This window comes from Elusimicrobiota bacterium, from assembly GCA_016182905.1.
Taxonomy (GTDB): Bacteria; Elusimicrobiota; Elusimicrobia; order UBA1565; family UBA9628; genus GWA2-66-18.
This window is the reverse complement of record JACPFR010000031.1, coordinates 1-25,098: the sequence shown is the minus strand read 5'-3', so window position 1 is coordinate 25,098 and position 25,098 is coordinate 1. Positions and strand designations below refer to the sequence as shown.

At 71.3% G+C, this 25,098-nt stretch carries 28 protein-coding genes; 9 read left to right on the top strand and 19 right to left on the bottom strand.

Annotated elements, in window-relative coordinates:
* Window positions 1-25: 25 nt before the first annotated feature.
* Entirely contained in the window at window positions 26-337 is a 312-nt protein-coding gene (locus HYV14_11240; GenBank protein ID MBI2386576.1) for a helix-turn-helix domain-containing protein, read from the bottom strand.
* 137 nt (window positions 338-474) lie between these two features.
* On the opposite strand from HYV14_11240, the gene HYV14_11235 reads away from it, so the two are divergent.
* From HYV14_11235 to HYV14_11220, 4 genes are read left to right on the top strand one after another with little or no spacing between them, the layout of a single operon-like run.
* Entirely contained in the window at window positions 475-1,734 is a 1,260-nt protein-coding gene (locus HYV14_11235; protein MBI2386575.1) for a class I SAM-dependent rRNA methyltransferase, read from the top strand.
* Window positions 1,719-2,081: an MliC family protein gene (locus HYV14_11230; protein MBI2386574.1), complete on the top strand. Its 363-nt coding sequence runs from the start codon at window positions 1,719-1,721 to the stop codon at window positions 2,079-2,081. Before HYV14_11235 ends, HYV14_11230 begins: the two co-directional genes overlap by 16 nt.
* On the top strand, window positions 2,066-3,397 hold the full coding sequence (locus HYV14_11225; protein MBI2386573.1) for a serine hydrolase: 1,332 nt from the start codon (window positions 2,066-2,068) through the stop codon (window positions 3,395-3,397). The genes HYV14_11230 and HYV14_11225 overlap by 16 nt, the downstream gene beginning before the upstream one ends.
* 16 nt (window positions 3,398-3,413) lie before the next feature.
* Window positions 3,414-3,968, top strand: coding sequence for a hypothetical protein (locus tag HYV14_11220; GenBank protein ID MBI2386572.1), 555 nt, complete (start codon window positions 3,414-3,416; stop codon window positions 3,966-3,968).
* Here the strand turns inward: HYV14_11220 and HYV14_11215 are convergent.
* The 7 genes from HYV14_11215 to HYV14_11185 form a co-directional block, all read right to left on the bottom strand.
* Window positions 3,965-4,336: a PAS domain-containing protein gene (locus HYV14_11215; protein MBI2386571.1), complete on the bottom strand. Its 372-nt coding sequence runs from the start codon at window positions 4,334-4,336 to the stop codon at window positions 3,965-3,967. The genes HYV14_11220 and HYV14_11215 overlap by 4 nt on opposite strands.
* Before the next feature lie 25 nt (window positions 4,337-4,361).
* Window positions 4,362-5,294: an aldo/keto reductase family protein gene (locus tag HYV14_11210; protein MBI2386570.1), complete on the bottom strand. Its 933-nt coding sequence runs from the start codon at window positions 5,292-5,294 to the stop codon at window positions 4,362-4,364.
* Window positions 5,291-6,901: an FAD-dependent oxidoreductase gene (locus HYV14_11205; GenBank protein MBI2386569.1), complete on the bottom strand. Its 1,611-nt coding sequence runs from the start codon at window positions 6,899-6,901 to the stop codon at window positions 5,291-5,293. The genes HYV14_11210 and HYV14_11205 overlap by 4 nt, the downstream gene beginning before the upstream one ends.
* A gap of 48 nt (window positions 6,902-6,949) precedes the next feature.
* Window positions 6,950-7,498: a hypothetical protein gene (locus HYV14_11200; GenBank protein ID MBI2386568.1), complete on the bottom strand. Its 549-nt coding sequence runs from the start codon at window positions 7,496-7,498 to the stop codon at window positions 6,950-6,952.
* On the bottom strand, window positions 7,495-8,364 hold the full coding sequence (locus tag HYV14_11195; GenBank protein MBI2386567.1) for a hypothetical protein: 870 nt from the start codon (window positions 8,362-8,364) through the stop codon (window positions 7,495-7,497). Before HYV14_11195 ends, HYV14_11200 begins: the two co-directional genes overlap by 4 nt.
* A 72-nt stretch (window positions 8,365-8,436) precedes the next feature.
* On the bottom strand, window positions 8,437-9,414 hold the full coding sequence (locus HYV14_11190) for a HEAT repeat domain-containing protein (protein ID MBI2386566.1): 978 nt from the start codon (window positions 9,412-9,414) through the stop codon (window positions 8,437-8,439).
* Between the two features lie 455 nt (window positions 9,415-9,869).
* Window positions 9,870-11,618, bottom strand: coding sequence for a M28 family peptidase (locus tag HYV14_11185; protein MBI2386565.1), 1,749 nt, complete (start codon window positions 11,616-11,618; stop codon window positions 9,870-9,872).
* A gap of 36 nt (window positions 11,619-11,654) precedes the next feature.
* Between HYV14_11185 and rsmH the strand changes: the two genes are divergently transcribed.
* A complete protein-coding gene (gene rsmH / locus HYV14_11180; protein ID MBI2386564.1) occupies window positions 11,655-13,055 on the top strand; it encodes a 16S rRNA (cytosine(1402)-N(4))-methyltransferase RsmH in 1,401 nt (466 codons plus the stop codon).
* 32 nt (window positions 13,056-13,087) lie between these two features.
* Window positions 13,088-14,401: an alpha/beta fold hydrolase gene (locus HYV14_11175; protein ID MBI2386563.1), complete on the top strand. Its 1,314-nt coding sequence runs from the start codon at window positions 13,088-13,090 to the stop codon at window positions 14,399-14,401.
* On the opposite strand, the gene HYV14_11170 is transcribed toward HYV14_11175, so the two are convergent.
* Window positions 14,398-14,700 carry a hypothetical protein gene (locus HYV14_11170; GenBank protein MBI2386562.1) on the bottom strand — a complete coding sequence of 101 codons (303 nt, stop codon included), beginning with the start codon at window positions 14,698-14,700 and terminating at the stop codon, window positions 14,398-14,400. The two genes, HYV14_11175 and HYV14_11170, sit on opposite strands and share 4 nt — an antisense overlap.
* Window positions 14,701-14,751: 51 nt before the next feature.
* On the opposite strand from HYV14_11170, the gene HYV14_11165 reads away from it, so the two are divergent.
* Complete coding sequence (locus HYV14_11165; protein MBI2386561.1) at window positions 14,752-15,189, top strand: hypothetical protein; 438 nt, start codon at window positions 14,752-14,754, stop codon at window positions 15,187-15,189.
* An 8-nt stretch (window positions 15,190-15,197) separates the two neighbouring features.
* Here the strand turns inward: HYV14_11165 and HYV14_11160 are convergent, their stop codons facing one another.
* The 3 genes from HYV14_11160 to HYV14_11150 are packed head-to-tail and all read right to left on the bottom strand — an operon-like array spanning window position 15,198 to window position 16,697.
* Entirely contained in the window at window positions 15,198-15,539 is a 342-nt protein-coding gene (locus HYV14_11160) for a cupin domain-containing protein (GenBank protein ID MBI2386560.1), read from the bottom strand.
* The gene (locus tag HYV14_11155) at window positions 15,536-16,036 is read right to left on the bottom strand and encodes a hemerythrin domain-containing protein (GenBank protein MBI2386559.1); all 501 of its coding nucleotides are present in this window, start codon (window positions 16,034-16,036) and stop codon (window positions 15,536-15,538) included. Before HYV14_11155 ends, HYV14_11160 begins: the two co-directional genes overlap by 4 nt.
* 19 nt (window positions 16,037-16,055) lie before the next feature.
* Window positions 16,056-16,697: a cation transporter gene (locus tag HYV14_11150; protein MBI2386558.1), complete on the bottom strand. Its 642-nt coding sequence runs from the start codon at window positions 16,695-16,697 to the stop codon at window positions 16,056-16,058.
* Window positions 16,698-16,763: 66 nt separating this feature from the next.
* Between HYV14_11150 and HYV14_11145 the strand changes: the two genes are divergently transcribed.
* On the top strand, window positions 16,764-17,996 hold the full coding sequence (locus HYV14_11145) for a hypothetical protein (GenBank protein MBI2386557.1): 1,233 nt from the start codon (window positions 16,764-16,766) through the stop codon (window positions 17,994-17,996).
* 32 nt (window positions 17,997-18,028) lie between these two features.
* Here HYV14_11145 and HYV14_11140 read toward each other — a convergent pair whose 3' ends face one another.
* The 7 genes from HYV14_11140 to HYV14_11110 form a co-directional block, all read right to left on the bottom strand.
* Entirely contained in the window at window positions 18,029-19,429 is a 1,401-nt protein-coding gene (locus tag HYV14_11140; GenBank protein MBI2386556.1) for a caspase family protein, read from the bottom strand.
* A 28-nt stretch (window positions 19,430-19,457) separates the two neighbouring features.
* The gene (locus HYV14_11135) at window positions 19,458-20,321 is read right to left on the bottom strand and encodes a phytanoyl-CoA dioxygenase family protein (protein ID MBI2386555.1); all 864 of its coding nucleotides are present in this window, start codon (window positions 20,319-20,321) and stop codon (window positions 19,458-19,460) included.
* A gap of 16 nt (window positions 20,322-20,337) precedes the next feature.
* The gene (locus tag HYV14_11130) at window positions 20,338-20,913 is read right to left on the bottom strand and encodes a hypothetical protein (protein MBI2386554.1); all 576 of its coding nucleotides are present in this window, start codon (window positions 20,911-20,913) and stop codon (window positions 20,338-20,340) included.
* A 66-nt stretch (window positions 20,914-20,979) separates the two neighbouring features.
* Window positions 20,980-21,240, bottom strand: a complete 261-nt coding sequence (locus HYV14_11125) for a MoaD/ThiS family protein (GenBank protein ID MBI2386553.1) — start codon at window positions 21,238-21,240, stop codon at window positions 20,980-20,982.
* On the bottom strand, window positions 21,240-22,400 hold the full coding sequence (locus HYV14_11120) for a glycosyl hydrolase (GenBank protein MBI2386552.1): 1,161 nt from the start codon (window positions 22,398-22,400) through the stop codon (window positions 21,240-21,242). Before HYV14_11120 ends, HYV14_11125 begins: the two co-directional genes overlap by 1 nt.
* Before the next feature lie 47 nt (window positions 22,401-22,447).
* Entirely contained in the window at window positions 22,448-23,740 is a 1,293-nt protein-coding gene (locus HYV14_11115) for an MFS transporter (protein MBI2386551.1), read from the bottom strand.
* Window positions 23,741-23,772: 32 nt separating this feature from the next.
* Window positions 23,773-24,174 (bottom strand): SRPBCC family protein, encoded by a 402-nt coding sequence (locus HYV14_11110; GenBank protein MBI2386550.1) that lies wholly within the window; start codon window positions 24,172-24,174, stop codon window positions 23,773-23,775.
* Window positions 24,175-24,291: 117 nt separating this feature from the next.
* Between HYV14_11110 and HYV14_11105 the strand changes: the two genes are divergently transcribed.
* The gene (locus HYV14_11105; GenBank protein ID MBI2386549.1) at window positions 24,292-24,966 is read left to right on the top strand and encodes a M23 family metallopeptidase; all 675 of its coding nucleotides are present in this window, start codon (window positions 24,292-24,294) and stop codon (window positions 24,964-24,966) included.
* The last annotated feature ends 132 nt before the right edge of the window (window positions 24,967-25,098 follow it).

The following is a 25,098-nucleotide window of genomic DNA, read 5'->3' as shown; positions in this document are numbered from 1 at the left end:
AGCCGGCGGGCCCGCTCCGCTTCAATCAGCGTATCTGGAACGGCACGACCGGCTTGACGCGCAGGGACAAGCGGCAGCCCAAAGCCCCGATCAGGCGTACGATCGTGCTCAGACGGACGTCGGCCCCGGACTCGGCCTTGGCCACGTGAGACTGCACGATCCCGGCCTCCGCGGCCAAGCGGCTCTGGGTCACGCCCCTCACGAGACGAAGACGCCGCAGAAGCACCGGCCACGGCCAATCCGAACCGCCTTTGGGCGCCCAAAACCCCTGCGCATCGACCGGCTGCTGACGCGGGCCCGTGTCCCCGCATAAGCGATCCCATTCCTCTTCGCTCATTCTCCCTCCTTATCTACTATCGACGATAATCACACTTCCCGGGACGAGTGATCATCTATCGCCATAGATCGTCGCCCCGCGCCGTCCCTATCATACGATCGACCCCCTTGAAAAGTTCCATTTGGTAGACTGTACCTGTGGAAGATCCCCGCCCCGAGCCGTCCGAGGCCAGCGAGCCCGCCGAGCCCAAGGAGTCGTTCCCCCCGAAGCCGAAGCTCACCGGCCGCCCGAAGGGCCACGAGCTCCCGATCCCGTGGGTGCGCCTGCGCTCGACGGCGTCCGGGCATCAGCTCTACAAGCGCATGCTGGGCGAGGTGGACCCGAAGGCGCGCCCCGGCGACATCGTCGCCGTCTACGACCGCTTCGACGCGCCGTATGGCGTCGCCCTCTACAACCCGCGCAGCCTCATCGCGCTGCGCCTGCTCACGCGCGGCATCGGGGCCTTCGATCCGGACGCTTTTTTCAACGAACGGATAACGACGGCGGTGACCTTCCGACGGACCTTGTTGGACCTGGACGCCAGGACGGACGCTTATCGTCTCGTTCACGACAACGGCGACGGCCTGCCCGGCCTGGTGGTGGACCGCTACGGCGACTGCATCGCCCTCGAGTTCTACTCGCTCGGCATGTTCAAGCAGTCGGCGCGCATCGAGCGCGCGCTGAAGGTCCACTTCCCGAACGCGCGCTTCTTCCACCGCGCCTCCCCGCACACGCAGAGCATGGAGGGCTTCAAGCTCGACCCGAACAAGGGCACCGGCACGCGCGTCAAGGAGAACGGCGTCACCTTCATCGTCGACCCGTCGACCGGGTACAAGACCGGCTTCTTCACCGACCAGCGCGAGAACCGCGCCGCCCTGCTCCCGTTCGTGAAGGGCAAGAAGGTCCTCGACGTCTGCTCCTACACCGGCGGCTTCGCGCTGTACGCCAAGAAGCTCGGCGGCGCCGACGAGGTCACCGCCGTCGAGCTCGATCCCGACGCGGCCGCGCTGCTCAAGATGAACGCCAACGCCAACCAGGTCCGCATCGACACGGTCTGCGCCGACGCGTTCCCGTACCTGCGCCAGGCCGCGATGAACACGCGCCGCTACGGCGTGATCGTCCTCGACCCTTACAAGCTCATCGCCAACCAGGAAGGCTACGCCCTCGGCCGACAGAAGTACATCGACCTCAACCGCCTCGGCATGGTCGTCCTCGAGCCGGGCGGCATCCTCGTCACCTGCTCCTGCTCGGGCATGCTCTCCTGGGACGAGTTCCTGCAGTTCGTGCGCACCGCCGCCGGCTCGGCCGGACGCCGCGTGCAGGTGTTCCGCAAGAGCGGCGCCGGCCCCGACCACCCGTTCACCGCGGACCATCCCGAAGGCGAGTACCTCAAAGTCCTGTGGTGCCGCGTACTCTGATAATCGCCTTCGGCGTGCTTCTGTGCGGCTGCAACGAGATCCGCTACCAGGCTTCGCGCCTGCGCGCGAAGGCGCCCCCGCTCGAGGTGCCGCGGGCGGCCTCGCTGCCCGACCGGCGCGCGACGTACGAGTGCAAGGACGGGGAGCCCTTCGACGTCTATTTCCCCCCCGGCGGCGTCGGCGCGGTCCTCTCGCTCGGCGGCGACGACTTCGCCCTGCGCGACCTGGAGGCCGTCGCCGGCAGGCGCTACGGCGACGACCGCTACGAGCTCTACCTGAAGGAAGACGGCACCGCCTACGTGACGCTCGAAGAGAAGCGCATCCGCGACCGTTGCGCTCGCCGGTGATGGTTCTCCTCTCCTTGCTCGCCGCCCTTCTCGCCGCCGCGTGGGGCATCCCCCGCCTGCGGCGCGTCGCCTCGGTCGGCTGCTCGTACAAGGCCAAGGCCCTCGCCTCCGCGCTGTTCGTGTCCGGCCTCGACACGGACCCCGAGCGCGCCCCGGAGATCGCCGACGAGGCCTACCGGCTGATGCGCCTGTTCCGCGCGCGCGTCGACCGCGACAAGAAGACGGTGAGCGTGTCGTTCTTCGGCCTGCAGCCGCGGACGGCGGCGTATCGTCCGGGCCTCGGCGCGACCTTGACCGATGCCCCGCTTCCGCCGGCGCCCTCCATGCCCGCGCCCGCCCGCGCGGCCGAGTTGCCCGTTCGCGATACCCCCGCTCTCCGGACGATCCTCGAGAACGCATTCACGGAAGGCGGCCCGAGACGCCGCCGCACGCGCGCCCTCGTCGTGGTCCGGGACGGGGCGATCGTCGGCGAGGGCTACGCGCCCGGCATCACGGCGGAGACGCCGCTCAACGGCTGGTCGATGACGAAGAGCGTGATGGGCGCGCTGATCGGGACGCTCGTCGGCGAGGGCAAGATCGCGCTGACGGACAAGAGCCTGCTGGCCGAGTGGCGGGAGCCGGGGGACCCGCGCGCGGGGATCTCGCTCGAGGACCTTCTGCGCATGCGCAGCGGCCTGCGCTTCTCGGAGGTGTACGCCGACCCGCTGTCCGACGTGACTCGGATGCTCTTCGACGGCCATGACGCCGGAGGCTTCGCCGCGTCGCGTCCGCTCGAGGCTCCGCCGGGGACCTTATGGAAATACTCGAGCGGGACGACGAACATCCTCTCCTTGATCGCCCGACGCGTGCTGGGCGAGAAGGACTATCCGTCGTGGCCCCGGCGCGCGCTGTTCGACCCGCTGGGCATGACGAGCGCCGTGATCGAGCCCGACGCCTCGGGCACCTTCGTCGGGTCCTCTTTCCTGTTCGCGACGGCCCGCGACTGGGCGCGCTTCGGCCTGTCGCACGCGAACGGCGGGAGCGGCCCGCTGCCCGAGGGCTGGGTCCGCTTCGGGACGACGCCGACGCCCCAGGCGCCGGACGGGAAATACGGCGCGCACTGGTGGCTGAAGCTGTCGCCAGAGCTGGGCGGCGGCACGGCCGCGGCCGCGCGGATCCCGTCCGACGCCTTCCACGCCCTCGGCCACGAGGGCCAGTGCCTGACGGTGATCCCCTCGCGCCGCCTCGTCGTCGTCCGTCTCGGCCTATCCATCGACATCAAGGCCTGGGACCACGCGGCGTTCCTCGCCGCGATACTCGACGCCCTCCCGGCCTAGTTTGTAGAGTCGCCCCATGGAACACCGCTGCCTGTCGCCGTGGAGAGGAGCCGTCGCCGGAGGGCTGATCGCGTTCGCCTGGAGCGCGTTCTCGTGGACGGTCCTGCCGTTCCACGGCATGACGTTCTCGCCTTTCGGCGATCCCGCGGCGCTCGTGAACGTCCTGGCGACCGGGTCGCCGAGGTCCGGCGTCTTCATCCTCGCCAACGATCCCAAGGGGCAGACTGCTCCGACCGATCCTTTCGTCCTCGTCTCTTACAAGAAGGAAGGCGCGGGCTCCAACGCCGCCGCGCTGGCGCTCGGCCTTCTCCTGCAGATGACCGGCGCCTTTTTCTGGACCTGGATCCTGGGCAAGATCCCCGGCCTGACGGTCAAGGACTCAGCGCTGTGCGGCCTGTTCTTCGGCCTGGGCGTGGGCGCGTTGGGGATCCTGCCCGGCTCGGTGTGCTGGCATCTGCCCTGGGCGTTCACGGCGACGCAGGTCGTGGACGCCGCGATCGCGTGGACGGCCGCCAGCATGGTCCTGTCCCGCTGCTACGCGCCCGCCTGCCCCCTGCCGAAGCGCCCTTAAGCCTTCTTCTTGACGAAGGTCAGGTCCTGGAAGATGATGCCCAGGCCGAGGTACTCGCCGGAACGGTTCTTCACCTGAAGGGTGCTGTAGCCGATGGTCAGAGGAGCGTCGCCGTGGAGCACGGACACTTCCGCCCGGTGCACGGTCTTGTGGGTCGCGAGCGCGTCGCGCACGACGGCGCACAGCGCGGGGAAGCCGTCGAGCGCCGAGGCGTAGTCCTTGCCGATCAGCGCGCCGACGTCCGTGAAGTGGAGGATGCGGCCGGCGGTCGGGTTGACGTACACCACCCGGCCGTCGAGGCTGACGGACAGGAATCCGCCGGTGAGGTTGTCCAGGATGCTCTGATAATACTCGGCCGTGGTATACATCGCCGGGGATTCTACGATATCCGGGTCAGGCGACGGCGGCGTCGATCTCGCTCACGAGGTCCGCGGACAGGGTCTTGCCCGACGCCGCGGCGTTCTCCTTCACCTGCCCGGGCCGGCTCGCGCCGACGATGGCCGAGGCGACCTCGGGGCGGCGCAGCACCCAGGCCAAGGCCATGTGCGCCAGGCTCATCCCCGCCCGCTCGGCGATCGGGCGCAGGCGGTCCACCTTGGCCAGGTTCTCGTCGGTCAGCCAATGGCTCAGGAAACCGCCCATCTCCGGGCTCGTCGCGCGCGTGCCCGCCGGCGGCGGCGCCCCGCGCCGGTATTTCCCGGTCAGGATGCCCTGCGCGAGCGGGGACCAGACGATCTGGCCGATGCCGTTCCTCGCGCACAGCGGGAACACCTCGGGCTCGTGGCGCCGCGCGATGATCGAGTACTGGGGCTGGCTCGACACGAACTTCGCCGCGCCGGGGATCGCCAGCGCGGCGGAGATCTGCTCGGGGCTCCACTCGCTGAAGCCGATCCATCTGGCCTTGCCGGCCTTCACGACGTCGGTCAGCGCCCCCATCGTCTCCTCGAGCGGGGTCTCCTTGTCGTAGCGGTGGCACTGGTACAGGTCGACGAAGTCGGTCTTCAGCCGCTTGAGGGACAGGTCGATCTGCTTGAGGATCTGGGCGCGGGAGAGGCCCTTGTCCGCCGGGGTCATCGGGAAGTAGAGCTTCGTGGCCAGGACGTAGGACGAGCGCGGGCGGCCCTTCAGCGCCTTGCCCAGGAACTCCTCGGCGGCGCCGAGCCCATAGACGTTGGAGGTGTCGATGAAGTTGATGCCGGCGTCGAAGGCCGCGTCCACGCAGGCGCGCCCGGCCGCATCGTCGACGCCGTTGCCGAAGGTCAGCCACGAGCCCAGGGAGATCTCGGAGACGGTCAGGTCGCTCGCGCCCAGCTTCCGGTATTTCATCTCGCTTTTCTACCAAATCGCGCGGGGGCCCGGCGCTTCTTCGGCCCCGCGCGCCGCCGCGCGCCCCGCGCCTTCGCCGCGGGCTTCGCCCCGCTCAAGTCGGAGGCCGCCGGGCCGTTGAGCACGCGTCCCTCGGCGTCGAAGCGGGAGCCGTGCGCCGGGCAATCCCAGGTCTTCTCGGCGGCGTTCCAGCAGACGAGGGCGCCGAGGTGAGGGCAGACGGCGGAGCGCTCGATCAAGGCGCCGTCCGGAGCGCGGTAGACGGCGACCCGCGAGAGGCCGCGGCGCAGGACGGCTCCGTCGCCGGGCGCGATGTCCGCCGCGGAGGACGCCTCCGCGGGCGCCAGGTGTCCCGCGTACTGCGCGGCCGCGTTGAGGTTCTCCCGGGCCCAGCGGGCCAGCGAGCCCGCGCGCACGCGGGACGGGTCGTAGAGCTTCTCCCACGGATGCGGGCGCCCCGCGATCAGCTCCGGAAGGAGGAGGCCGGCGATCGTGCCGTGGGTCATCCCGTGGCCGCAGTCGCCGGTGACGACGTACACGTTGGGCTCGTCTCCGGGGTTGCGCCCGATGAAGGCGATGCCGTCGCTCGTGCCGATGATCTGCCCGGACCACCGGTGCGTGACGGCCCCCATGCCCGCGAAGCGCTCGCGCGACCAGGCCTCGAGGCGGGCGAAGCGCTCCTCCGGGTTCCCCTCCGCCTGCCCGGTCTTGTGGTCCTCGCCCCCGACGATGAGGATGTCCGTCCCGCCCGGCGCGCCGGGCTGGACGCGCGCGTAGTGGAAGGGATCCTCCATGTCCCAGAAGAGGGCGCGCGGGAAGCCGCCCTCGGCGAGCGGCGCCGCGACGACGTAGGACCGGAAGGAGGCCTGCTTCGTGTGGATCACGAGCCGGTCGTTGAACGGCGTGTCGGTCGCGATGACGACGGCGCCGGCCGACACCGAGAGCCCGCCCGTCGTCCCGACCCGCGCGCGCGTCCCGCCGCGGACCTCGACGGCCCGCGTGCGGCAGAAGAGCCGGCCCCCGAGACGCTCGAAGGCGTCGGCCAGCCCCCCGAGGTAGCGCAGGGGATGGAACTGCGCCTGGCGCGGGTAGCGGATGGCCGGCCCCGTGATGAACGACGGCAGCGGTGCGCGGCCCGACAGCGCGACGCCGGGAATGCCGGCCTTCTCGGAGGCGGCGAACTCGTCCTCGAGGCGCCGCGGCGGGTCCGAGGGCTTGGAGAACAGCCACCCGTCCACGCGCTCGAAGCCGCAGTCGATGCCCTCGTCGGCCGCGACGCGCTCGATCTCGTCGATGGCGTCGGCGTGGCTCTGGGCGGCGAGACGAACGTCATAGTCCCCGTGCACGCGCAGCAGTTCGGCGTAGCCGGCGTCGAGCGCGACCGCGAGATGGGCGGTCGTCCTCTCGGTCTCCCCTCCCCCGACGGAGCCCGCCTCGAGGACGACGACGCTCGCGCCGTCGCGGGCGAGGCGGTAAGCCGTCGAGAGCCCCGCGATGCCCGCGCCGACGACGCAGACGTCCGTCGTCAGGCTCGCGTCGAGCGCGGGACGTTCGGCGACGCGGAACGTGTCCGGCCACAAAGGCACCGACTGGTCCTGCTTGCGCATGGGTCCTCCCGAGGCGGCGCGCCTCGCCTCAGGTTACCAAGAGCGCGCTCAGGGCGCCGTAGCGCCGGCGTCTAGCGTGCGCGCCAGCCGCGTGACGGCCGCGGCGCGCGAGCCGCGCGCGGCGTCCAGGACGAGGCGGGCGCCCTCCTTCGAGCCGCCCTCGCGCGCCGCGCGCGCGGCCTGACGCACGGCGACGAGGGCCGGGTACGCGAGCGTGACGTCGTCGCCCGCGGCGCCGGGCTCCGCGGAGGGCCGCGCGCAGTCGGCGAGGCTCAGGCACGGCGGCTCGGCGGCGACCTCGCGCAGGAACGCCCAGTCCTCGGGCGCGGTCAGGTTCCTGCCGAGCAGGTAGACGATGGTGCCGCGCTCGTTGAGGCGCTCGCGGGGCAAAGCGCGGTACTTATCCCGGAACCGCCGCTTCGTCCCGTCCGGCAGGCCCAGGAAGTCCCGGTCGAGGCGCGGATCGTTGTCGTCGCGCGACGCCAGGATCTCGTCGAGCACCGCCTCCGCGCCCGGAGGCGGACCCGGCCGGATCGTCGCCAGCAGGACGGCGGCCGCGGCGAGCAGGCTCAGCGCGGCCCAGCGGCCTCGCGTCACCGGGCGAAGTCGTCCTTCATCTCCTTCCGGGCGTCCGCGTCGATGATGCGGCCCAGCTGGTCGTCGGCGTACAGCCCGGCGTCCATGCGCACCTTGTCGGTGCAGTTCGAGCAGAACTTGGAGATGTTCTTGAGCATCACAGTCGAGGAGCCGTACGAGCCGAGCGGGGTCTCGTCGCAGGCCGGCTCGCCCTCGAGCGCCGCGCCGGTCCAGATGCTCTTCATGTCCTTGCCGTGCTCGTCGCGGAACGGGGTCGGGCACGTCGCGTGCGACCAGTTCCAGTTCTTCGTCTCGGTGTGCCGCGCCTCGTGGAAGACGACCATCATGCGCGAGACCTGCGGATGGCTGAAGCGGATGAAATTCCGCGTCAGCCACATCTTCGACGGGTCGCGGAACGGGATCACGCAGGCGACCGCGTTGCCGCCGCCGCAGGAGTTCATGCCGATCGCCGAGACGCGCGTCTCGAAGAACGTCCCGTAGTCGGCGCCGCTCACCGCGCCGAAGATCTTCTTGTGGAGCGCCGTGGCCTTTTCGCCGGCGATGCCCTTGATGAACGCCAGGTCGGCGAGCATCTGCTTCTGGATGTCGGCGGGCACGTCCTGGTCGAAGGTGAAGCCCGGCTTGCGCGGTCCCTTCGGGCGGAACGCGAACTTCTTCGCGGCGGCCTCGGCCTCCGCGCGCGTGAAATGGTACAGGTCGGCGTTCGAGCGGCGGGCGTCGGCCGCGGCCTCCCGCATGGCCGCGGCGTCCGGCCAGGGAACGTCGAGGGCGGCGCCTCCGTCGAAGGGACCAGCGGCGCGCGACGGCGCGGCGGCGAGGAGCAGGGCGAGGGACGCGGCGATCAGGAAGCGAGGTGTTCGGGACATGGACGGCCTCCGTGACGGGATCATACCAATTGTGGTCCGGGCGGCCCACGCCCGCCTGGGTCTTTCGGCCTATTATTTTTCGGGAGCCGCCCGGAGGCGGTGGAGGGCGATGACGGCGCTGAAGCGCACGTCCTCGTTCTTGTCGCGCAGCGCGCGGCGCAGGTCGGCGCCGACGCCGTCGACCGAGGCGCCGACGCCGCCGAGCGCCAGCACCGCGCTGGCGCGCACGCGCCGGTCGCGGTCCTTGAGCGCCCGCCGCAGGGCGGGCACCGCGGGGAGGGCCGCCGCGCCGCGCTTGCCGAGCTCGTCGGCCGCCCGGGCCCGCGTCCGCGGCTCGGCGGCGGACAGGCGCCGGATCAGCTCGGGGACGGGGTCGTTCTCGGGCTTGCCCGTTCCGGCGTCCTCGACGAGGGCCGCCTCGCCGCGCTCGACCGGCTCGCGGTGGAGGCCCGGGCCGGCGGCGGGCATCGTCTCCGCGGGCGGCAGCGGCGCGCGCGGCGAGGCCGCGGCGACGGCGCGGCGCTCCGGCGTCTCCGGAGGCGGCTCACGGGGGACCGCTGCCTCGCGCGGCGCGAACCCCGGCCCGGCCTTCGGCATGGTCTCGGGGACGCCGGCGTCGGACGGAAGCGGCGGCTCGGCTTCGATCACCGCCACCGGGGACCCGGGCGGAGAATCCGGGAGACGCTCGGGCGCGGGCGAGGCGGGCTTGCCGACGCGGACCGGCGGAGTGGACACGGGCTCGAACGACTCCTCGGACGGAGGCGCGTCCTCGTTCGCCCGGACCGCGGCGACGGACGGCGCGGCGCGCGCGACCGGGGCCGGGGCCGCTCCGCGGCGGCGCTTGCGCCGGTTCGCGTACTCCGACGAGGCGCACACGCGGAAGTCGGGGCCGTGATCGAAGAACTCCGCGGTCATCGAGCCGCCGGGCGCGTCGATGACGAGCGGCTTGCCCATGCGCTCGGTCCCGTAGCGGTCGGGCAGGCTCTCCATCTCGCGCTCGTCCTCGGGCGTCATGACCTCGCGCAGGATGTCCTTTCCGGCCGGGCCCATGCCCGTCAGCCAGCGCAGAGCCGCGACGCGCACGTTGGGGCAGGGCTCGACGCGGACGATCTCGCCCAGCGCGGAAGCGGCGGGCGCCCCGATCTTGCCCATGAAATGGACCGCCGTGAGCCGGATCTGCCAGTCGGCGTCGTCCGACGAGTAGATCAGCAGGGGCAGGGCCTCCTTGCCCTCCTCGCCCAGGTCGTACAGCGCCTGCACGCGGTTGTTCCACAGCCCGTAGTCGAGGATCGCCCTTTGCTTCTCGACATCCGCGGCAGGCGCGGCCAAGGCCAGGAATGCGGGTAAGGCCGCCAAGAGGAATGCACGCGCTCTCATGCGGTCAGTGTACATCGGCGGGAGGATTCGTCAAGGCGTTATCCCCGGTATCCACCGCTCCGCCCCCGAAAACTGTTGTCAACAACAGTTTTTGGCCCCCCTCGCAGATGACTCGCACCGGTGCGAGTTCACCGTTTCTCGGAGAGGACCGAGGCGAGCGCTTCCGCGACCTCGGCCATCTTCTCGTAGTCGAGCGTCTCGGGGAGGTCGGTCGACTCGTGGTAGTTGGCGTTGCGGTAGAAGGCGGTGTCGGAGACCATCACGGCGGGATAGCCGTGCGCCCAGAAGTTGAGCTGGTCCGACAGGGCGAGGGTCGCGAACGGCCCGGGCAGGATCGAGAGGGTCAGCGGGAAGCGCGAGGCCTTCCTCCACGCCGCGCCGAACGCGGCGAGCAGGCCGCGGCTCTCGACGTTGCCGACCGCGCCGACGAAGCCGCCGTGGTCCGGGAAGAAGAGATGCATGAACGGCGGGTACAGCTGGGAGCCGGGGCGCGGGTTGTAGAAGCCGAGCATCTCGAGGACGACGACGCCGTGCACGCGGACCCCGCCGTCCTTCAACGCCCGCGCGTACTGCCAGCTGCCCATGTTGCGCGTGCCGAACGAGGGCGGCTCCTCGGTGCCGAACGCGACGAAGCGCACCTCGCGGCCGGGCCTCCGCTCCCGGAGCAGGCGCGCGGCCTCGAGGAGCACGGCGACGCCGCTGGCGTTGTCGTCGGCGCCGGGCGTGCCGGGGGCCGAGTCGTAATGGGCCCCGATCACCCAGGCGCCGCGCGGCTCGGGCGCGCGCACGGGAAGGAGCGCCTCGACGTTGTGGAAGCGCGAGCCGTCGGGCACGCCGATCATCAGGCGCGACTCGTAGGGCAGGAGCTTCGGCGCGTAGCCGGCCGCCTTGAGCTGGGCGACGACGTAGTCGCGCGCCCGCTCGCGCCCCTTCTTGCTGTAGGCGTCGCGCGCGCCGATCGTGACGGAGAGCATGACGACGTGCGCGCGCAGGCGGGCGGCCAGAGGCGATAGCGCGGAGTGGTCCAACGGCGCCGGAGCCCGTTCGAGGAGATAGGCGCGACGCTTCGGGGGGTCGGTGACGAGGGAGACGGGACCGGCAACGAATCGAGCGATTCCGGCGATGACGGCAACGGCAACGGAAATGCGCAGAGCGCTCATCAGAAGCCTTGGGCCGAGAGGTTCGGCGGGCCCCGCCGGCGCCGGCCCGACCCTTCGCTTCGCGAGCCACGCTTCCACCCGCGGCGCGGCCCACAGGGGGAGCGCGACGCTCCAGACCACGCTCAAGCCGATGATGGCGTACTCGTTGGCCGTCGCGCGCACGGCGAGCGCCGCGAGGATGCCCGCGGAGGCGATCAGGAAGGCGGCGCGGTCCCGTCCGAGCCAGAACATCAGCGCTAGGATGACGAAGCCGAGGTCGACGAGCCAGGGCGCGACGTTGAGCCCGCGCAGGACGAGGTACAGCGCCCACAGGAAGGCGCCGTACGCCGCGAGGCTCGAGCGCAGCGGATCCCAGAAGCCCGCGCTGCGCGACCACGTCTGGCCGAGGAACACGCACCCCGCGAGGGCCGCGGCGGCGGCGAGCTTGAACGAGCAGCGGTCGAAGCAGGCGAGGATGGTCGCGTGGCGGGCGATGCCGATGACGAGCAGGAAGACCAGCAAAGAGACGACGCTCGCGCGCAGAGCCGAGCGGTCCACCACCTTGTCGGCCGGCGACGGCACGAAGGTCAGCCCCCACTCGGCCGCGAACAGGGCCGCGAGCACCGGGAAGATCCAGTGATGATGGGCGGCCTGATACGCGGGCAGGGCGACGACGGCGAGGAACAGGAGCAGGTTGGCGATGACGACGGCGGCGATCGCGCGCGCGGCGGGGCTCATCGCTCCCAGTGTAGTGAATTTTCGATAGAATGAAGCATGATCCCCGTGTGCGCCGGCGTCATCCTACGCTCCGGCGCCGTCCTCCTCGCCCGGCGGGGCCCCGGCCGCAAGCACGCGGGCAAGTGGGAGTTCCCCGGCGGCCGCATCGAGGAAGGCGAGACGCCGCAAGCGGCGCTTCTGAGAGAGCTGCGCGAGGAGCTCGGCATCGAGGCCACGGTCGGCGCCGAGGTCGCGCGGACGCGCCACGCCTACGACTTCGGGGAGATCGAGCTGATCGCGTTCCTCGTGCCGAAATTCATCGGAGAATTCAAGCTCGTCGACCACGACCAGGTCAAATGGGTCGAGGCCCGCCGCCTGCTCGAGTACGACCTGGCCCCCGCGGACGTCCCGATCGCCGAGGTCCTCGCCGCCTACCGCCGGCGCGAGCGCTACACGGGCACGCACCCGAAGAAGTTCGAGCAGAAGTACAAGGAGCTCGGCGCCGATCCCGACGCGATCGCCAAGGCGAAGGCCCGCGGCTCGACGCCCGCGGGCGCGCACGTGCCGATCATGGTCCGCGAGATCCTGGAGGCGCTGGCGCCGCTGCCGGGCGCGAAGGTCCTCGACTGCACGCTCGGCTGGGGCGGCCACGCGGCCGAGCTGTCCCGCGCGGCGGGGCCGGCCGGCACGGTCGTCGGCCTCGACCGCGACGGCGAGGAGCTCGCCCGCACCGAGAAGCGCCTGCGCGAGTCCGGCGTGAGGATCACCGCGCGCCGGAGCGACTACGCGGCGGCCAAGGACGCGCTCCGGGGGCTCGGTCTCGACGGCGTGGACGCGCTGCTGGCCGACCTCGGGGTCTCGTCGATGCAGCTCGACCGGCCGGAGCGCGGGATGTCGTTCAAGAACGACGGCCCGCTCGACATGCGCATGGACCGCTCGAGCGGCCGGACCGCGGCGGAGTGGCTCGCGGCCGCCTCCGCGGACGAGATCGAGGACGCCCTCGTCCGCTACGGCGACGAGCCCGACGCCCGCGCGATCGCGAGGACGCTCGCGGCCTTCGCCGCCGAGGGGCGCGCGCCGAGGACGACCTTCGAGCTCGCCTCCGCGGTCGGCGTCGCCAAGGGCCTGGGGCCGGGCCGCTTCGTCAAGAAGGACGCCTCCTCCAAGCATCCCGCCGCGCGCGCCTTCCAGGCCCTGCGCATCGCCGTCAACGCCGAGCGCGAGTCGCTGGCCCGGCTGCTGCACGACCTGCCCTCCTTGATGCGCCCCGGAGGACGAGTCGCTTTGCTGACCTTCCACTCCGGGGAGGAGGCCCTCGTGTCGGCGGCCTTGAACGAGCAGGCGGCCGCGGGGCTGTGGGCCGCGCCCCCCGCCCCGCCGCGCCGCGCCTCGCCCGAGGAGATCCGGGAGAACCCGCGCTCGCGCTCGGCCCGCCTCTGGCTCGTCGTGCGGGCTTGACTCGCGCGGGCCGTCCGAGGCACACTGATCCCATGACCACGAAAGCCCCCTCCGCTTTGCCCTTCAAGAAGGTCGACCCCAAGATCGTCGAGCACCCCCTCGAGCGCCGCGGCTTCGTGGACGTCCCGCTCGACTACGCCCGGCCCGAGGGGCCGAGGATCCCCGTCTTCTACCGACTGATCCCCGCCTACGGCCGCCGCCACGACGACCCCTCGCTTCCCGTGATCGTCGTCATCAACGGCGGCCCCGGCATCTCGTGCAGCGCCTACCGGCCTCTCGGCTTCGACTACGTCGACCCGGCCTCCCCGAAGAACGGCTCGCTCGATCGGTTCAAATACCTCCTGAACTCCTATCGCGTCCTCCTCGTCGACCAGCGCGGGACCGACGGGCAGTCGGCGCCGATCGACATGACCGACCCCGCGATCGACGCCGACGCGATCGCGCTCGGCTTCTCCTCCGACAATCAGTCCCGCGACTATCTCGCCGTCATCGAAGCGGTGATCCCGAAGGGCGAGCCGTTCTTCATGATCGCGCAGAGCTACGGCGGCATGGTCGGCATGCAGTACCTCAGCCTCACGCGCGCCGGCGCGCGCAAGCCCAGGGGCATCGTCTTCTCCGCCTCGGCCCTCCCCTACGAGGACGTCCTGGCCGCCAGCCTCGCCCGCCGCGCCGAGCAGCTGAAGCTGAATAAAGAGCTGCGCGAGGCCTGCCCGGACGTCGAAGCCCGGCTCGGGAAGGTGCGCGCCCATCTCAAGGCCCTCGGCCTGAACCCCGACCAGGTCAACGGCCTGTTCGGCCTCCTCGGCAAGGGCGTGAAGGGCGTCTGGGAGAAGGCCTTCCTCGCGCATCTCGAGAAGATGCTCGGCCAGACGCGCGCCGAGGTCGAGAAGGACGCCAAGGACAACTTCGGCGAGGTGAACCTCCTCAACTACGTCCTCTCCAGCTGCAACTTCACCCCGGGCGAGACCGACCGGACGATCGCGGCGCGCACCACCGCGGAGATCCCCTACGAGCCCTGGATGATCGACGAGAACTGGGTGACGATGCAGGCGGGCGGCGGCGTCGCCTGGCGCGAGGCCTTCGTGACCGCGATGGACCGGCGCCCCCCGCCCCCCACGCCGTTCGCGAGCGTCCCCGACCTGCGCGCGGCGATCGCGCTCAACTCGGTCCTGTTCACGCCCGCCGACAACGACGCGTTCGTGCCCGCGGAGAGCTACATCCGGTCGCTGGCGAAGTTCGAGGTCCCGGGCCGCACGAGGATCAAGCGCCTGCCGGGCGGCCACAACGCGATCTTCCTCGAGGAAGGGCACCTCGCCTTCCGAGAGTGGGCCGCGTCGCTAAGCTAGCCCCCGCGGGTCTCGCACCGGTAGCAGTCGAGGCCCAGGTAGCAGGATCTCCCCGGTCCCTTGCAGCCGCCCAGGCGCTCCATGCCGCAGCGGACCTCGCGCACCACGCGTTCGCCCTTGCCGTCGAGCGCGGTCCGGTAGCCCTCGGCGAACTTGCGGGCCGTCTCGAGGTCGGCGAAGGACTCGAGCAGCTTCGGGGCGTCGAGACCGGGACGCGCGGGGGGCTCGGCGGTGTCGGACACGAGGAAAAGATACAGCACGCGCCCTTCGGCGTCGTAGGTCTCATGAAGCGCCCACATGGCCATATTATGGCGCGTCCGCCGTTCCGGCGCAAGTGATAGACTCATCGCATGCGCATGGACCTGCTCGAGGTGCTCACCGTCGGCCTGCCGTTCTGCGGCTTCAAGATCCTCGCGGGCCTCTCGCTGGCCGGCCCGTTCGGCGTCCTCCTGGTCGGCCTCGGCGTCCTGGACGGGATCATCAACGGGATCAACCTCCTCGGCCTGCTCGCCAACCGGCGCCGGCCCATGGCGGCCTGCACCTTGGCCCTGGCGGCCTTGCCCTTCCGCAAGCCATCCGCCTCCCGCCAGAGATGGCTGGACCTCGGGAATTCGCTCGACGTGCTCCTCGCCTTCGCCTTGGTCGCGCTGATGATCGGCTGCGGCCGGCTCGCGGCGATGCCTCCGGAGCGGCTCGCGGCGTGGAACGCCTGCGTCATCCTCAACGTGCTCGGCGCGGGCCTCGGGCGCTTCGGCGCCTCCCTGCGGAACCTCTCGCGGGACGAGTGAGCCCCGCTTTAAGGCCGGGGCGCGCCCTTCTTCTCGGGCCCCGAGACGCGCGCCAGGAACAAGGTCATCTTGAAGCGCTCGACCGCCTTCAGCCCGTGGGGGATCCCGCTGGGCATGAGGATCATCTGGCCGGCCTTCACCCGGCGGGCGACGCCGCCCACGGTGATCTCGGCCTCGCCGTCCAGGACGTGGACCAACGCGTCGAACGGCGCGGTGTGCTCGCTGAGGCTCTCGCCCTTGTCGAACGAGAAGACCGTGACCGAGCCGGTGTCGCGGTTGATCAAGGTCCGGCTGACGACCGAGCCCTCGGAATAGCCCACGAGGCCGGCGGCGTCGAGAACATCGCTCATAGATCCCTCCCCAGACCGGCGAAGCCGGCCTCCGTCAGCGCCCGGAGGATGGACGCCGTGACGTGCGGCCCGTCGACGTGCGAGGCGGGCGGTATGTCGGGCGCGGCGCGCAGCCGGGCGAGGGCCGCGTCCCCCTCCGCGCCGAGCGCGCGCTCGCACTGGGCGTAGAGGCCGTCGGCCGCCTCCTCCATCCCGTTGTGCGGCTCCAGGACCGCCCGGATCACGGACAGGATCCCGGGCGTCGGCGTCGGGATCAGCAGCGAGGTCAGGGCCGCGTGGTCGAGGCGCGCGCGCGCCGCCAGAGGCACGGCCTCGGGGCTCAGCCGGCGCGCGGCGGCGATCAGGATCAGCTCCTCCATGCCCACGTGCTTGAGCAGGCCGCGGCGGAACGCCTCGTAGGGCTCCAGGTCGACGCGGGACGGGTCGGCGCAGGCCTTCGCGAAGAGCGCGTCGAGCCGGTCGTGATCCGCCGCCAAGAAGTCCGCGATGCCGCCCATGAGCAGAGTATATATAAGGTCAGGCGCAGCCGCAGCCGCCCGCGAAATCCGGCCGGCGCGCCGCGCGGATCGTTCCGGCCCCCTCGCGCGCGATGAACAGCGCCAGGACGAGGGCCGCGGCCGAGTCCGACCACCACAGCGCCGGGGCGGCCAGGAAGACCGCGCTCCCCGCCAGCAGGACGCCGGACAGCTTGATGCACGCCAGCGAGCAGTCGGCGTCCTTGAGGACCGTGCAGCTGTCGAGCTCCCGCGCCGCGGCGAGCTTGGCGCGCCACAGGTAGAACATGAAGCTCAGGCTCGCCGCGGAGATGACGAGCCCCGGCAAGGTCGTCTCGGGGCGCCCGCCCGAGCGCAGCTGCGCGAGCGCCCCCGCGGCCGTGCCGGCGGCGAGCAGAACGAACAGGACCCCGATGCCGAGCGTCGCCCGCCGCTCGCGCTCGACGGGGAGCCCCTTCCCCGCGCCCTCCTCGGCGCGGAAGCGCCAGAGGACCAGCGCCGCGGAGAAGACCTCGATGAAGCTGTCCGCGCCGAAGCCGGCCAGCGCGACCGAGTCGTCGGCGACGCCGAAATACACCGACACGCCGCCCTCGACGAGGTTGTAGGCGATCGTGAGCCAGGACAGGAGGAGCGCGCGCTCGATCCAAGTCCGCCGGTCGTTCATGCGTCCATCGTACGATTTTCCCGGCCGCCTTGAGCCGCGGCGGTTTTGGGGGTATGCTTATCCGGGATGAACGACAACCTGTCGAACCGCTACGAGGCGGCCTTCTGCGTCTTCATGGCCGCCCTCGCGTTCCTCGGCCGGGACAACCCGAGCCTCGAGTACCCCGCGATCCTCCATCTCTTCGGCGTCCTGATGGCCCTCAATCTCCTCGCCGGCATAGCCCTGCGCCGCCGGCCCGACGCCCCGCTGATCTCGACCGGCTTCATCCTCGCCAACTGCGGCACGATCACGGCGATCCTGGCCTACTCCGGCGGAGCCTCCTCCAACCTCTGGGTCCTCTACCTGCTGCCGATCTTCACGGTCTGCCTCCTGCTCGGGCCGCGCGAGACCGCGGCCGTGACGGCCGGCGTCGTGGCGTTCAACGCCGTCTTCACCGTCAGCGAGGCCCGCGGGAACTGGTCCGTCGCCGCGTTCGAGATCTTCCTGAAGAGCGGCTTCTTCCTCTTCACCGCCCTGGCCGCGTCGCGGCTCGTCGCCAAGGACCGCAGCGCCCATGACCAGCTCCGCACCGAGAGCCGCCGCGCCGAGCAGCTCACGACGCGCCTGGAAGGCGCGGCCGCGCTGAGCAACGTCGCGCTCGTCAGCGCCGGGGTCGCCCACGACCTGCGCAACGCGTTCATGGTCATCTCCGGGTTCACCGACACGGTCCTCGGCGAGCAATCCCTGAGCGAGGGCGCCCGCGAAGGCCTCGAGCGGGTGAAGCGGATGGCGCGGCTCGGCGGCGAGATGTCGCAGCAGCTCGCCCGCCAGGGAGCCGACGCCAAGTTCGAGCTCGCGCCCGACGACCTCGACGCGATCGCGAAGAGCGTCACCGCGCTGGTCCAGAACGTCTTCCTGGCGAAGAACGCGCGCCTCGTCGTGACGCCGTCCTGCGAGCCCTGCGCGGTCCGGGCCAGCCGCGCCCACCTTCAGCGCCTTTTCCTGAACCTCTTCCTCAACGCGCTCTCCGTCAGCAAGAACGGCGGCGAGGTCCGGCTCACGACGCGGCGCGACGGGGACTTCGCGGTCTCGACGGTCGAGGACGAGGGGCCCGGGTTCTCGCCGGAGATCCTGCCGCGCCTCTTCGGCGCCTACGAGACGACGCGCGCCTCGCAGGGCGGCACCGGGCTGGGCCTCAACCGCTGCGCCCGCATCGCGCGCGAGCACGGCGGGACGCTCGCCGCCGAGAACGGCCCGGACGGCGGCGCGCGCCTCATCCTGCGCCTGCCCCTCGACGGCGCGGCGCGACCCGGTCGTTGACGCCGAGGGCGCGCCGCGACGCTCCCGGCCGGCTACAGAGAGGCGTCTCCGTTCCCGACGAGCTGCGGCGTCTGGTCCCGGTTGTCGCGGCGGGCCGCGTCGCGGACCTTCGGGGTCAGGTAGTCGAAGAGCTCCTTGAACGTGGCCCGGCCGCCTTTCGCGGATAGGCCCTTGAGGAGCTGGTAGGTGAAGAGCCCGTGGCCGGAGGCCTCGTCGGTCCCGGTGATCTCGTCGGAGGCCGAGGCGGTCAGCGCCTGCACGCGGCCGGCGGTGCCCGCGCCGAGGTCCACCTTGGCGATCAGGGGGCGCGTGCCCTTGGCGAGCACGGAGCGCCCGCCGGAGCCCGAGAAGCAGGCGTCCATCGCGACCAGGACGCGCCTGGCCTTGAGCGCGTTGAGCCGCTCGTAGAGGCGCTTGACGGGATAGCCGGTGTTCGCCAGGAACTTGGGGTCGCCGTCCCACGGGACCAGGTAGGCCTGGTCGTCGTCCGGGTTCGGGGCGCCGTGCCCGGAGAAGTAGAAGAAAACGGAGGACTTCTCGTCCGTGTTCTTCGGCAGCCAGGCGTCGAGATACTTCTCCAGCCCCGATTTCCCCGCCTGCTGATCGGTCAGGAGCACGATGTTCCGCTCGGGATATCCGGCGGCGAGCAGGTGCGCCTTCAGCGCCTTGGCGTCCCGGACCGCGTGCTCGGCCGCGGGCAGCGACGCGTATTGCTCCACGCCGACGACCAAAGCGAACTTCGAGGCGTCCTCGGGGCGATGGAAGGAGGGCTCCTCGACGTCGGAGCGGTAGGACCTGGCCGCGGGCGCGGGGGCCGGGGCCGCCGGGGCGGCGGCGACCGCGGCCGACGGCGCCGTCCTCGACGCGAATTCCGCGAGCTCGGCGTTGGTCGACAGCGCCAGCGCGAAGGTCTCCACCGCCGCGCCGCTCGCCTCGGCCCAGCGCAAGCTCGTGTTGGGATAAGGGACGCGATAATGTCCCGCCCCGCGCACCACGGCGATCGGCGCGCCGTCGAGCGACTGGAACGCCGCGCCCACCTCGGCGGAGGTCTTCGTGAAGGAGGCGCTTCCGATCTTCGCGTAGACGTCCACGATCGCCGCCACGTGCGCGCCCTCGGCCTTCGCCTGCTCGAGGCTGTCCACCGTGACGACCGTCGCGAAGGCCTTTTCCAGGGCTCCGCTGATGGACTGGAAGAAGGCGACGTCGTTGACGCTGCCCCACCGCCCGGTCATGGTGCCGGCCGCCTTCTGCAGGTACGCGGCGGCGTTCTTCGTGTTCTCCGAGAACATCATCGCCAGCCTCAGCTTCTTGACGTCGCGGTTGCGGCCCTGGGCGGACATCACGCTCAGGGCGTCGGCGCGCTTGGGCGCGGCCGGCATGCAGCCGGCGGCCAAGGTCAGCGAGGCGAGCAGGGCGGCGGCGGGGATCCTCATCGATTGTCTCCTGAAAAGACGGCTGCGTCTAAGCTTTATTCCCCCACAGCGCGCGGCGGGCGGCCGGAGCGAGCAGGAACAGGGGACGATGCCGCTCGGGGACCCGCGCGAGGCTGCGCCTCGAGACGACCAGGCGCGGGAAGACGTCGGCCGTGTTCGGGTCCCGGAACCAAGAGCGCGTGAACACGAACATCAGCACGGGCCGCGGCTCCGAGGTGAGGTTGGGCATCCCGCCGTGGAAGGTGCGGTAGTCGAAGAAGAACGAGCGGCCGAAGGGGCCCGCCATGCGCTCGACGGGGAAGCGGCGGGCGACCTCCTTTTCCCCCGGAGGCCGGGCGCGCAGCGCCGCGCGGTGCGAGCCGCGCCAGATCGCGGTCGGGCCGTTCTCCTCGGTCACGTCGCACAGCGGCACGCACAAGGTGACGGCGTAAGGCGGGAGCGCGGACAGGTCTCCCGGGAAGACGATCTTCTTCCCGCCGACGGACCGGTCGAAGCGGATCGGCGCGTCGATGTGCTGATGCTGCCGGTAGGCGCCGGGCATCGCGATGACGGTCTCCAGGCTCGAGATGCGGTAGTCCTCCCCCAGCAGCGCGGCGAGCATGGCGCGCAGCTTGGGGTCGGCGTAGAACCCCGGGTCCAGGAAGGGACCCTCGAACGGCAGGACGGCGGCGTAGCGGCCGGCGATGTCGCGGACGAGTCCGCGGGCGTGGAGCTCTCCCGAGGCGTGGCGGCGCAGGACCTCCGCGCGCAGCCGCTTCAGCAGCGGCAGAGGGAACAGGTTGGCGAAGGCGACCGCGCCGTCGCGCTCCATCGCGGAGCGGACCTTCCTCAGCGTCTTCGCGGACGGCCTCTTCGCGTCCTGCTTCGAGAATTCGATCGTCGGGATGGCCACGCTGCGGGTAGCGTACTTAATTCTTGGCGCCCTGCAGGACGGCTGCGCGCTCGGCGGCGAAATCCCGGGCCGCCTCGTCGCCTTCATCCACGGCCACGTCGAAGCCGCCCGTGGGCGCCGGCAGCGCGGACAAGGTCACGACCGGCCGCCGCGGGAAATCCTCGAGCTTGAGCTGGACGCCGGCGCCCGGGTCGACGCTCACCGTCACCGCCTTCCCTCTCGCCTTCTGCAGCTTGAACCAGGGCCGCGCCAGAGCCATGAAGGCGTCGTCGAGGAGCACGGGGTCCTCCACGTGAAGGGACGCGGGCGCCTCGCGGCAGCCGACGAGGTCGCGGCAGATGCCGAACGGATCCTTGGCCATCCCCGGAAGCCGGTCCGCGAGCCGCTCCTTGGAGGCGCCTTCCCCGGCCGCCACGGCGTCGCGAAGCTCCTCGGCTGAGCCGAGAACGGCCTTGCGCACCTCCCAGGCGCGCTCCCGGCGCAGGTCGGCGAGCATGACGCGCAGCGTTTCCTCCGGGGCCCGCGCGGCGGTGCTCGTCGACGCGTCCGCGCAGGCCGTCCCGGCCGCCAGCAGAAGAACCCCGAGGATCATGCTCTAAGGGTAGCCCCGCGATGTTACGGATTCAAGGGCATTCCGGCCCCCCGCGGGGAGGGCCCGTCAGCCCCCGCTGAAGGCCTGGATCAGGGCCACCTCGTCCCCGGGCCGCAGGGGCGCGGCGAGGTCGGCGGTCACCTCGGCGTTGACCGAGACGCGGATGTGCGGCCTCAGCGCGTCCTGCTCGTCGACGACCCGGAACCGGAAGCCCGGGTAGCGGCGGTCGAGCTCCTGGAGCAGGCCCGCGACCGTCGCCGCCTCGGCGTCGACCTCGGCCAGGCCGCCCGTGTAGGAGCGCAAGGACGACGGGATGATCACGCGCATCAGCGCGGCAAGGTCGCCGTCTCCACCGCGTAGATGTGGGGCAGGTACGCGGCCAGGCGCGACCACGACCGGCCCTCGTCGCGGCTGCCCCAGACCTCGCCGTGCGTCGCGCCGAAATAGAGGCCGACCGGGTCGCGGCCGTCGGCCGCCATCGCCTGGCGCTTGACCGTGAACCAGGCGTTGGACCGGGGAAGGCCGCGGTCCAGACGCTTCCAGGTCTTGCCCGCGTCCTTGGTCCCGTACACCGCGGGCTTGCCGTCCGGGCTCGTGCGCGGCCACGCCTGCGTGCCGTCCATCGGGAACACCCAGGCGGCGTCGCGGTCGCGCGGGTGCACGACCATCGGAAAGCCGATGTCGCCGACCGTCTTGGGCATGTTGCGGCCTATGCGCACCCACTCCTCGGACGGCCGGTCGAGCCGGTAGATGCCGCAGTGGTTCTGCTGGTAGAGCCGGTCCGGGTCCGCCGGATGCAGGCGGACGCAATGCGGGTCATGAACGCGCGGGTCGCTCCCGTCGAAGCCCTCGACGACGTCGAGGCCCTTGATCAGGTGCCGCCAGGTCGCGCCGCCGTCGGTCGTCTCCATGACGCCGCCGCTCGAGAAGCCCATATAGATATGGTTCTTGTCGCGCGGATCGATGTTGATCGAGTGGGTCTTGGGCCCGTCGGGCGTCGGATCGCCGCCGCACCACTCGCCGCGCTTCGGGTTCTCGTTGAAGCCGTCGACGCCCTTCCAGGTCCTGCCGCCGTCCTCGGTGCGGAACAGGCCGTGCGGGGAGGTTCCCGCCAGCCACACGCCGGGCTCGGACGCGTGCCCGGGCGTCAGCCAGAAGACGTGGTCGACGACGCGGCCTTTCTCCCCGTCGGGCGCCTTGCGGAACGCCGGCGGCTTCTCGGACTCCTTCCAGGACCGGCCCGCGTCGGTCGAGCGGTACACCGTCGGGCCCAGATGCCCGGTGCGCGCCGCGATCAGGATCGTCTTGGGATCGCGCGGGTCCTGCACCATGTGGTGGACCATGTTGCCGAGGAACAGAGGCTCGGAGGTCTTCCAGTTCCTGCGGGAGGCGTCCCCCCTCAGGATGAAGGCGCCCTTGCGCGTCGCGACGAGGACGGCGGGGACTCCGGCGGCGGGGCGGCGGGGCTTCGTCGGGGTTCGTTTCATGGGTTCTCCGATGGGGTCCCGGATTGTACGGATTTCTCTTCGCCGGCTCAATATCCGGCGTGTGACGCCGCGTCCCGGCGCGCGAACCAGACCGTCGCGGCCGCGGCGGCGGCGGCCGTCGCCATCAGCAGGACCAGCATGTCCTGCCAGCCGCCCGGCCGGTCGATGATGACGCCTCCGGCGAATTGATAGAGCATCGCCGCCGCGTAGCCCGCCGCGTCGATGAGCCCGATCAGGACGCCGCAGTGCCTGCCGCCGTGCTCGATCGAGAAGACGCTCATCGGGAGATAGTAGGAAGGCGCCACGGTCAAGCCGTAGACGAAGAGCACGACGACGGTGGCCGCGAACGCCGTCCCCGGCGTGAGCGGGACCCTTCCCATCGCGAACAGCGCCGCGAGGCACAGCGCGGAGACCGCGAGCATCCCGCCGAGCAGCGGCGCGCGTCCCCTCCGGGAGACGCGGTCGTACGCCCAGCCGCCGGCAAGGAGCGCCGCGAGGCACCCGGCCGGGAACACCGACGAGGCCGTCGCCGCCTGCGCCGGGGAGATAGCCAAGGTCTCCTTCAGGTAGAGCGGCAGGAAGCCGATGACCTCCATCAGCACCGTCGTGCACATGATGCTGACGCACATCAGCCAGACGCGGCCGCTGCGGGCGAAGTAGACAAGAGCGTCCTTGAGGCTCGCCCCGTCCAGCGGATGCGCCACGGCCTTGCCGTCCTCGGCGGCGGCGGGCGGAGGCAGGCCCGCGTCGCCCGGGCCGCCCTTCAGGAAGGCGAAGACGATCGCCCCGACGGCGACGGTCATCGTCCCCGCCGTGAGGAAGACGGCGGGCCAGGTCGTTCGCGCGAGCAGGGCGCCGAGCAGCAAGGTGGAGAGGACCGAGCTCAGGCGCGAGCTGGTCGAGATCACCCCCCAGACCTTCCCGTAGCGGTCGGGCTCGTACCAGGCCGCGATCAGCTTGGACATCGCCGGCCAGCCGGCGGCGGCGGCGAGCAGCATCGTGAAATTGAGGAAGCAGTAGAACGCGAAGCCGCCGGGGATCGAAAAGGCGAAGGCCGCCGCGGTCGTGACGGACAGCGCCAGCAGGAAGACCGCGCGCCCGCCGAGGCGGTCGGCGACGGCGCCGCTGAGCAGCTTGCCCGTGACCATCCCGGCCGTGCCCCAGCCCAGGATCGCGCCGAACATGGTCTTCGTGAGGCCGAGGGCGGGATCGCCGACCATCGCCGGGCTCGCGACGTAGATCGCCGTCCGGCAGAGGATGAAGCCCATGTACCCGAGGTACATGCAGCCTAGGATGATCAGTTCCCACCGCAGGCGCCTGCGCGCCGTGTCGAGCCCCATCGGGGGGCGATTCTACGAAATAGAGGCCCCGGTCAGGGTCTCCGCTCCAAAAGCTCCTTGAGCGTCTTCAGGTCCTTCTCCACCGCCGCCTTGTCCTCGGCGAGCCGGGCGTCCGACATGCCCGGCTGGCGGATCAAGGTGAACAGGAACTCGCTCCCCTCGCCGCCGGGGACGACCCGCATCGGGTTATGGACGGCGACCCCCGACTCCAAGGTCACGTCGTGGTCCAGCACGCCGAAGCGGTTCCGCTCGGCGAACCGGATCCGGACCGCGCCGAAAGGGGCCCGCGCGACCCAGGCGTCGCCGTCCTTGCGCACCTCGGAACGCGCCAGCCCGGCCGCCCAGAGGGGCAGGTTCCGCGGATCGGAGGCGAACTCGTAGACCTCGTCCGGCTTGCGCGCGATGTGAACGCCGATGTGGTGGACGTCGTCCATGGGGCCGATTATACCCGGAACGCGGACGGCGCGCCATGGCGGCGCGGTGACGGTTTTCGCGCCGGGCGACGCGCCCGCCTCTGGATTTTTAGCCGAAGGGCGTGTATCCTCACTCGGATGCCTCGCCGCCACCTGGCCGTCGCCGTCGCCGCCGTCTTCTTGCTGAGCGGCTGCCGCACGGCGGGCAAGGTGGTCAAGGGGACGGCGAAGCTGACCTACGGCACCGCCAAGCTCGCCACCAAGGTCGCGGTCAGCACCGTCGTCGTCGCCGGCGGCCTGGTGAAGGACTTCGGCTACTACGCGGCGAAAGCGGCGTACTATCAGATGCACAACGACGGCGGCGACCTGCACTCCGCCCCGGTGACCCGCGTGGTCGCGCGGCGCTACCCGAAGCTCCCGGCCTACAAAGGCGACTACCGCTGGCCGCTCAGTGCGGGCATCGTCAGCTCCGAGTTCGGCCACCGCTGGCACAAGGCGCACGAGGGCATCGACATCGCCGCCGACACGGGCGAGCCCGTGTACGCCTCCGCGGCCGGCGAGGTCCTCTACGCCAACGACCGCATGCGCGGCTACGGCAACGTCGTCATCCTGCGCCACGACTCGCAGGTGACCACGCTGTACGCCCACAACGATTCGCTGAAGGTCAAGCTGGGCGAGAAGGTGACGCAGGGACAGGTGATCGCCCTCCTGGGCAGCACCGGGCGCTCGACGGGGCCGCACATCCACTTCGAGATGCGGCGCGCCCGCACGGCGCTCGATCCGCGCAAGGTCCTGCCCAAGAGCCGCTTCTGATATGGACGAGCCGAGTCAACTGCGCCGTCGTTGCTGACGACCGGACCGTCCCTGGAAGATCCTGGACCCGAAGGCGAAGCTGATCTCGACGGTCGATCATTCTGATATTCGCGGGTTACGCTCGCGCGCAGA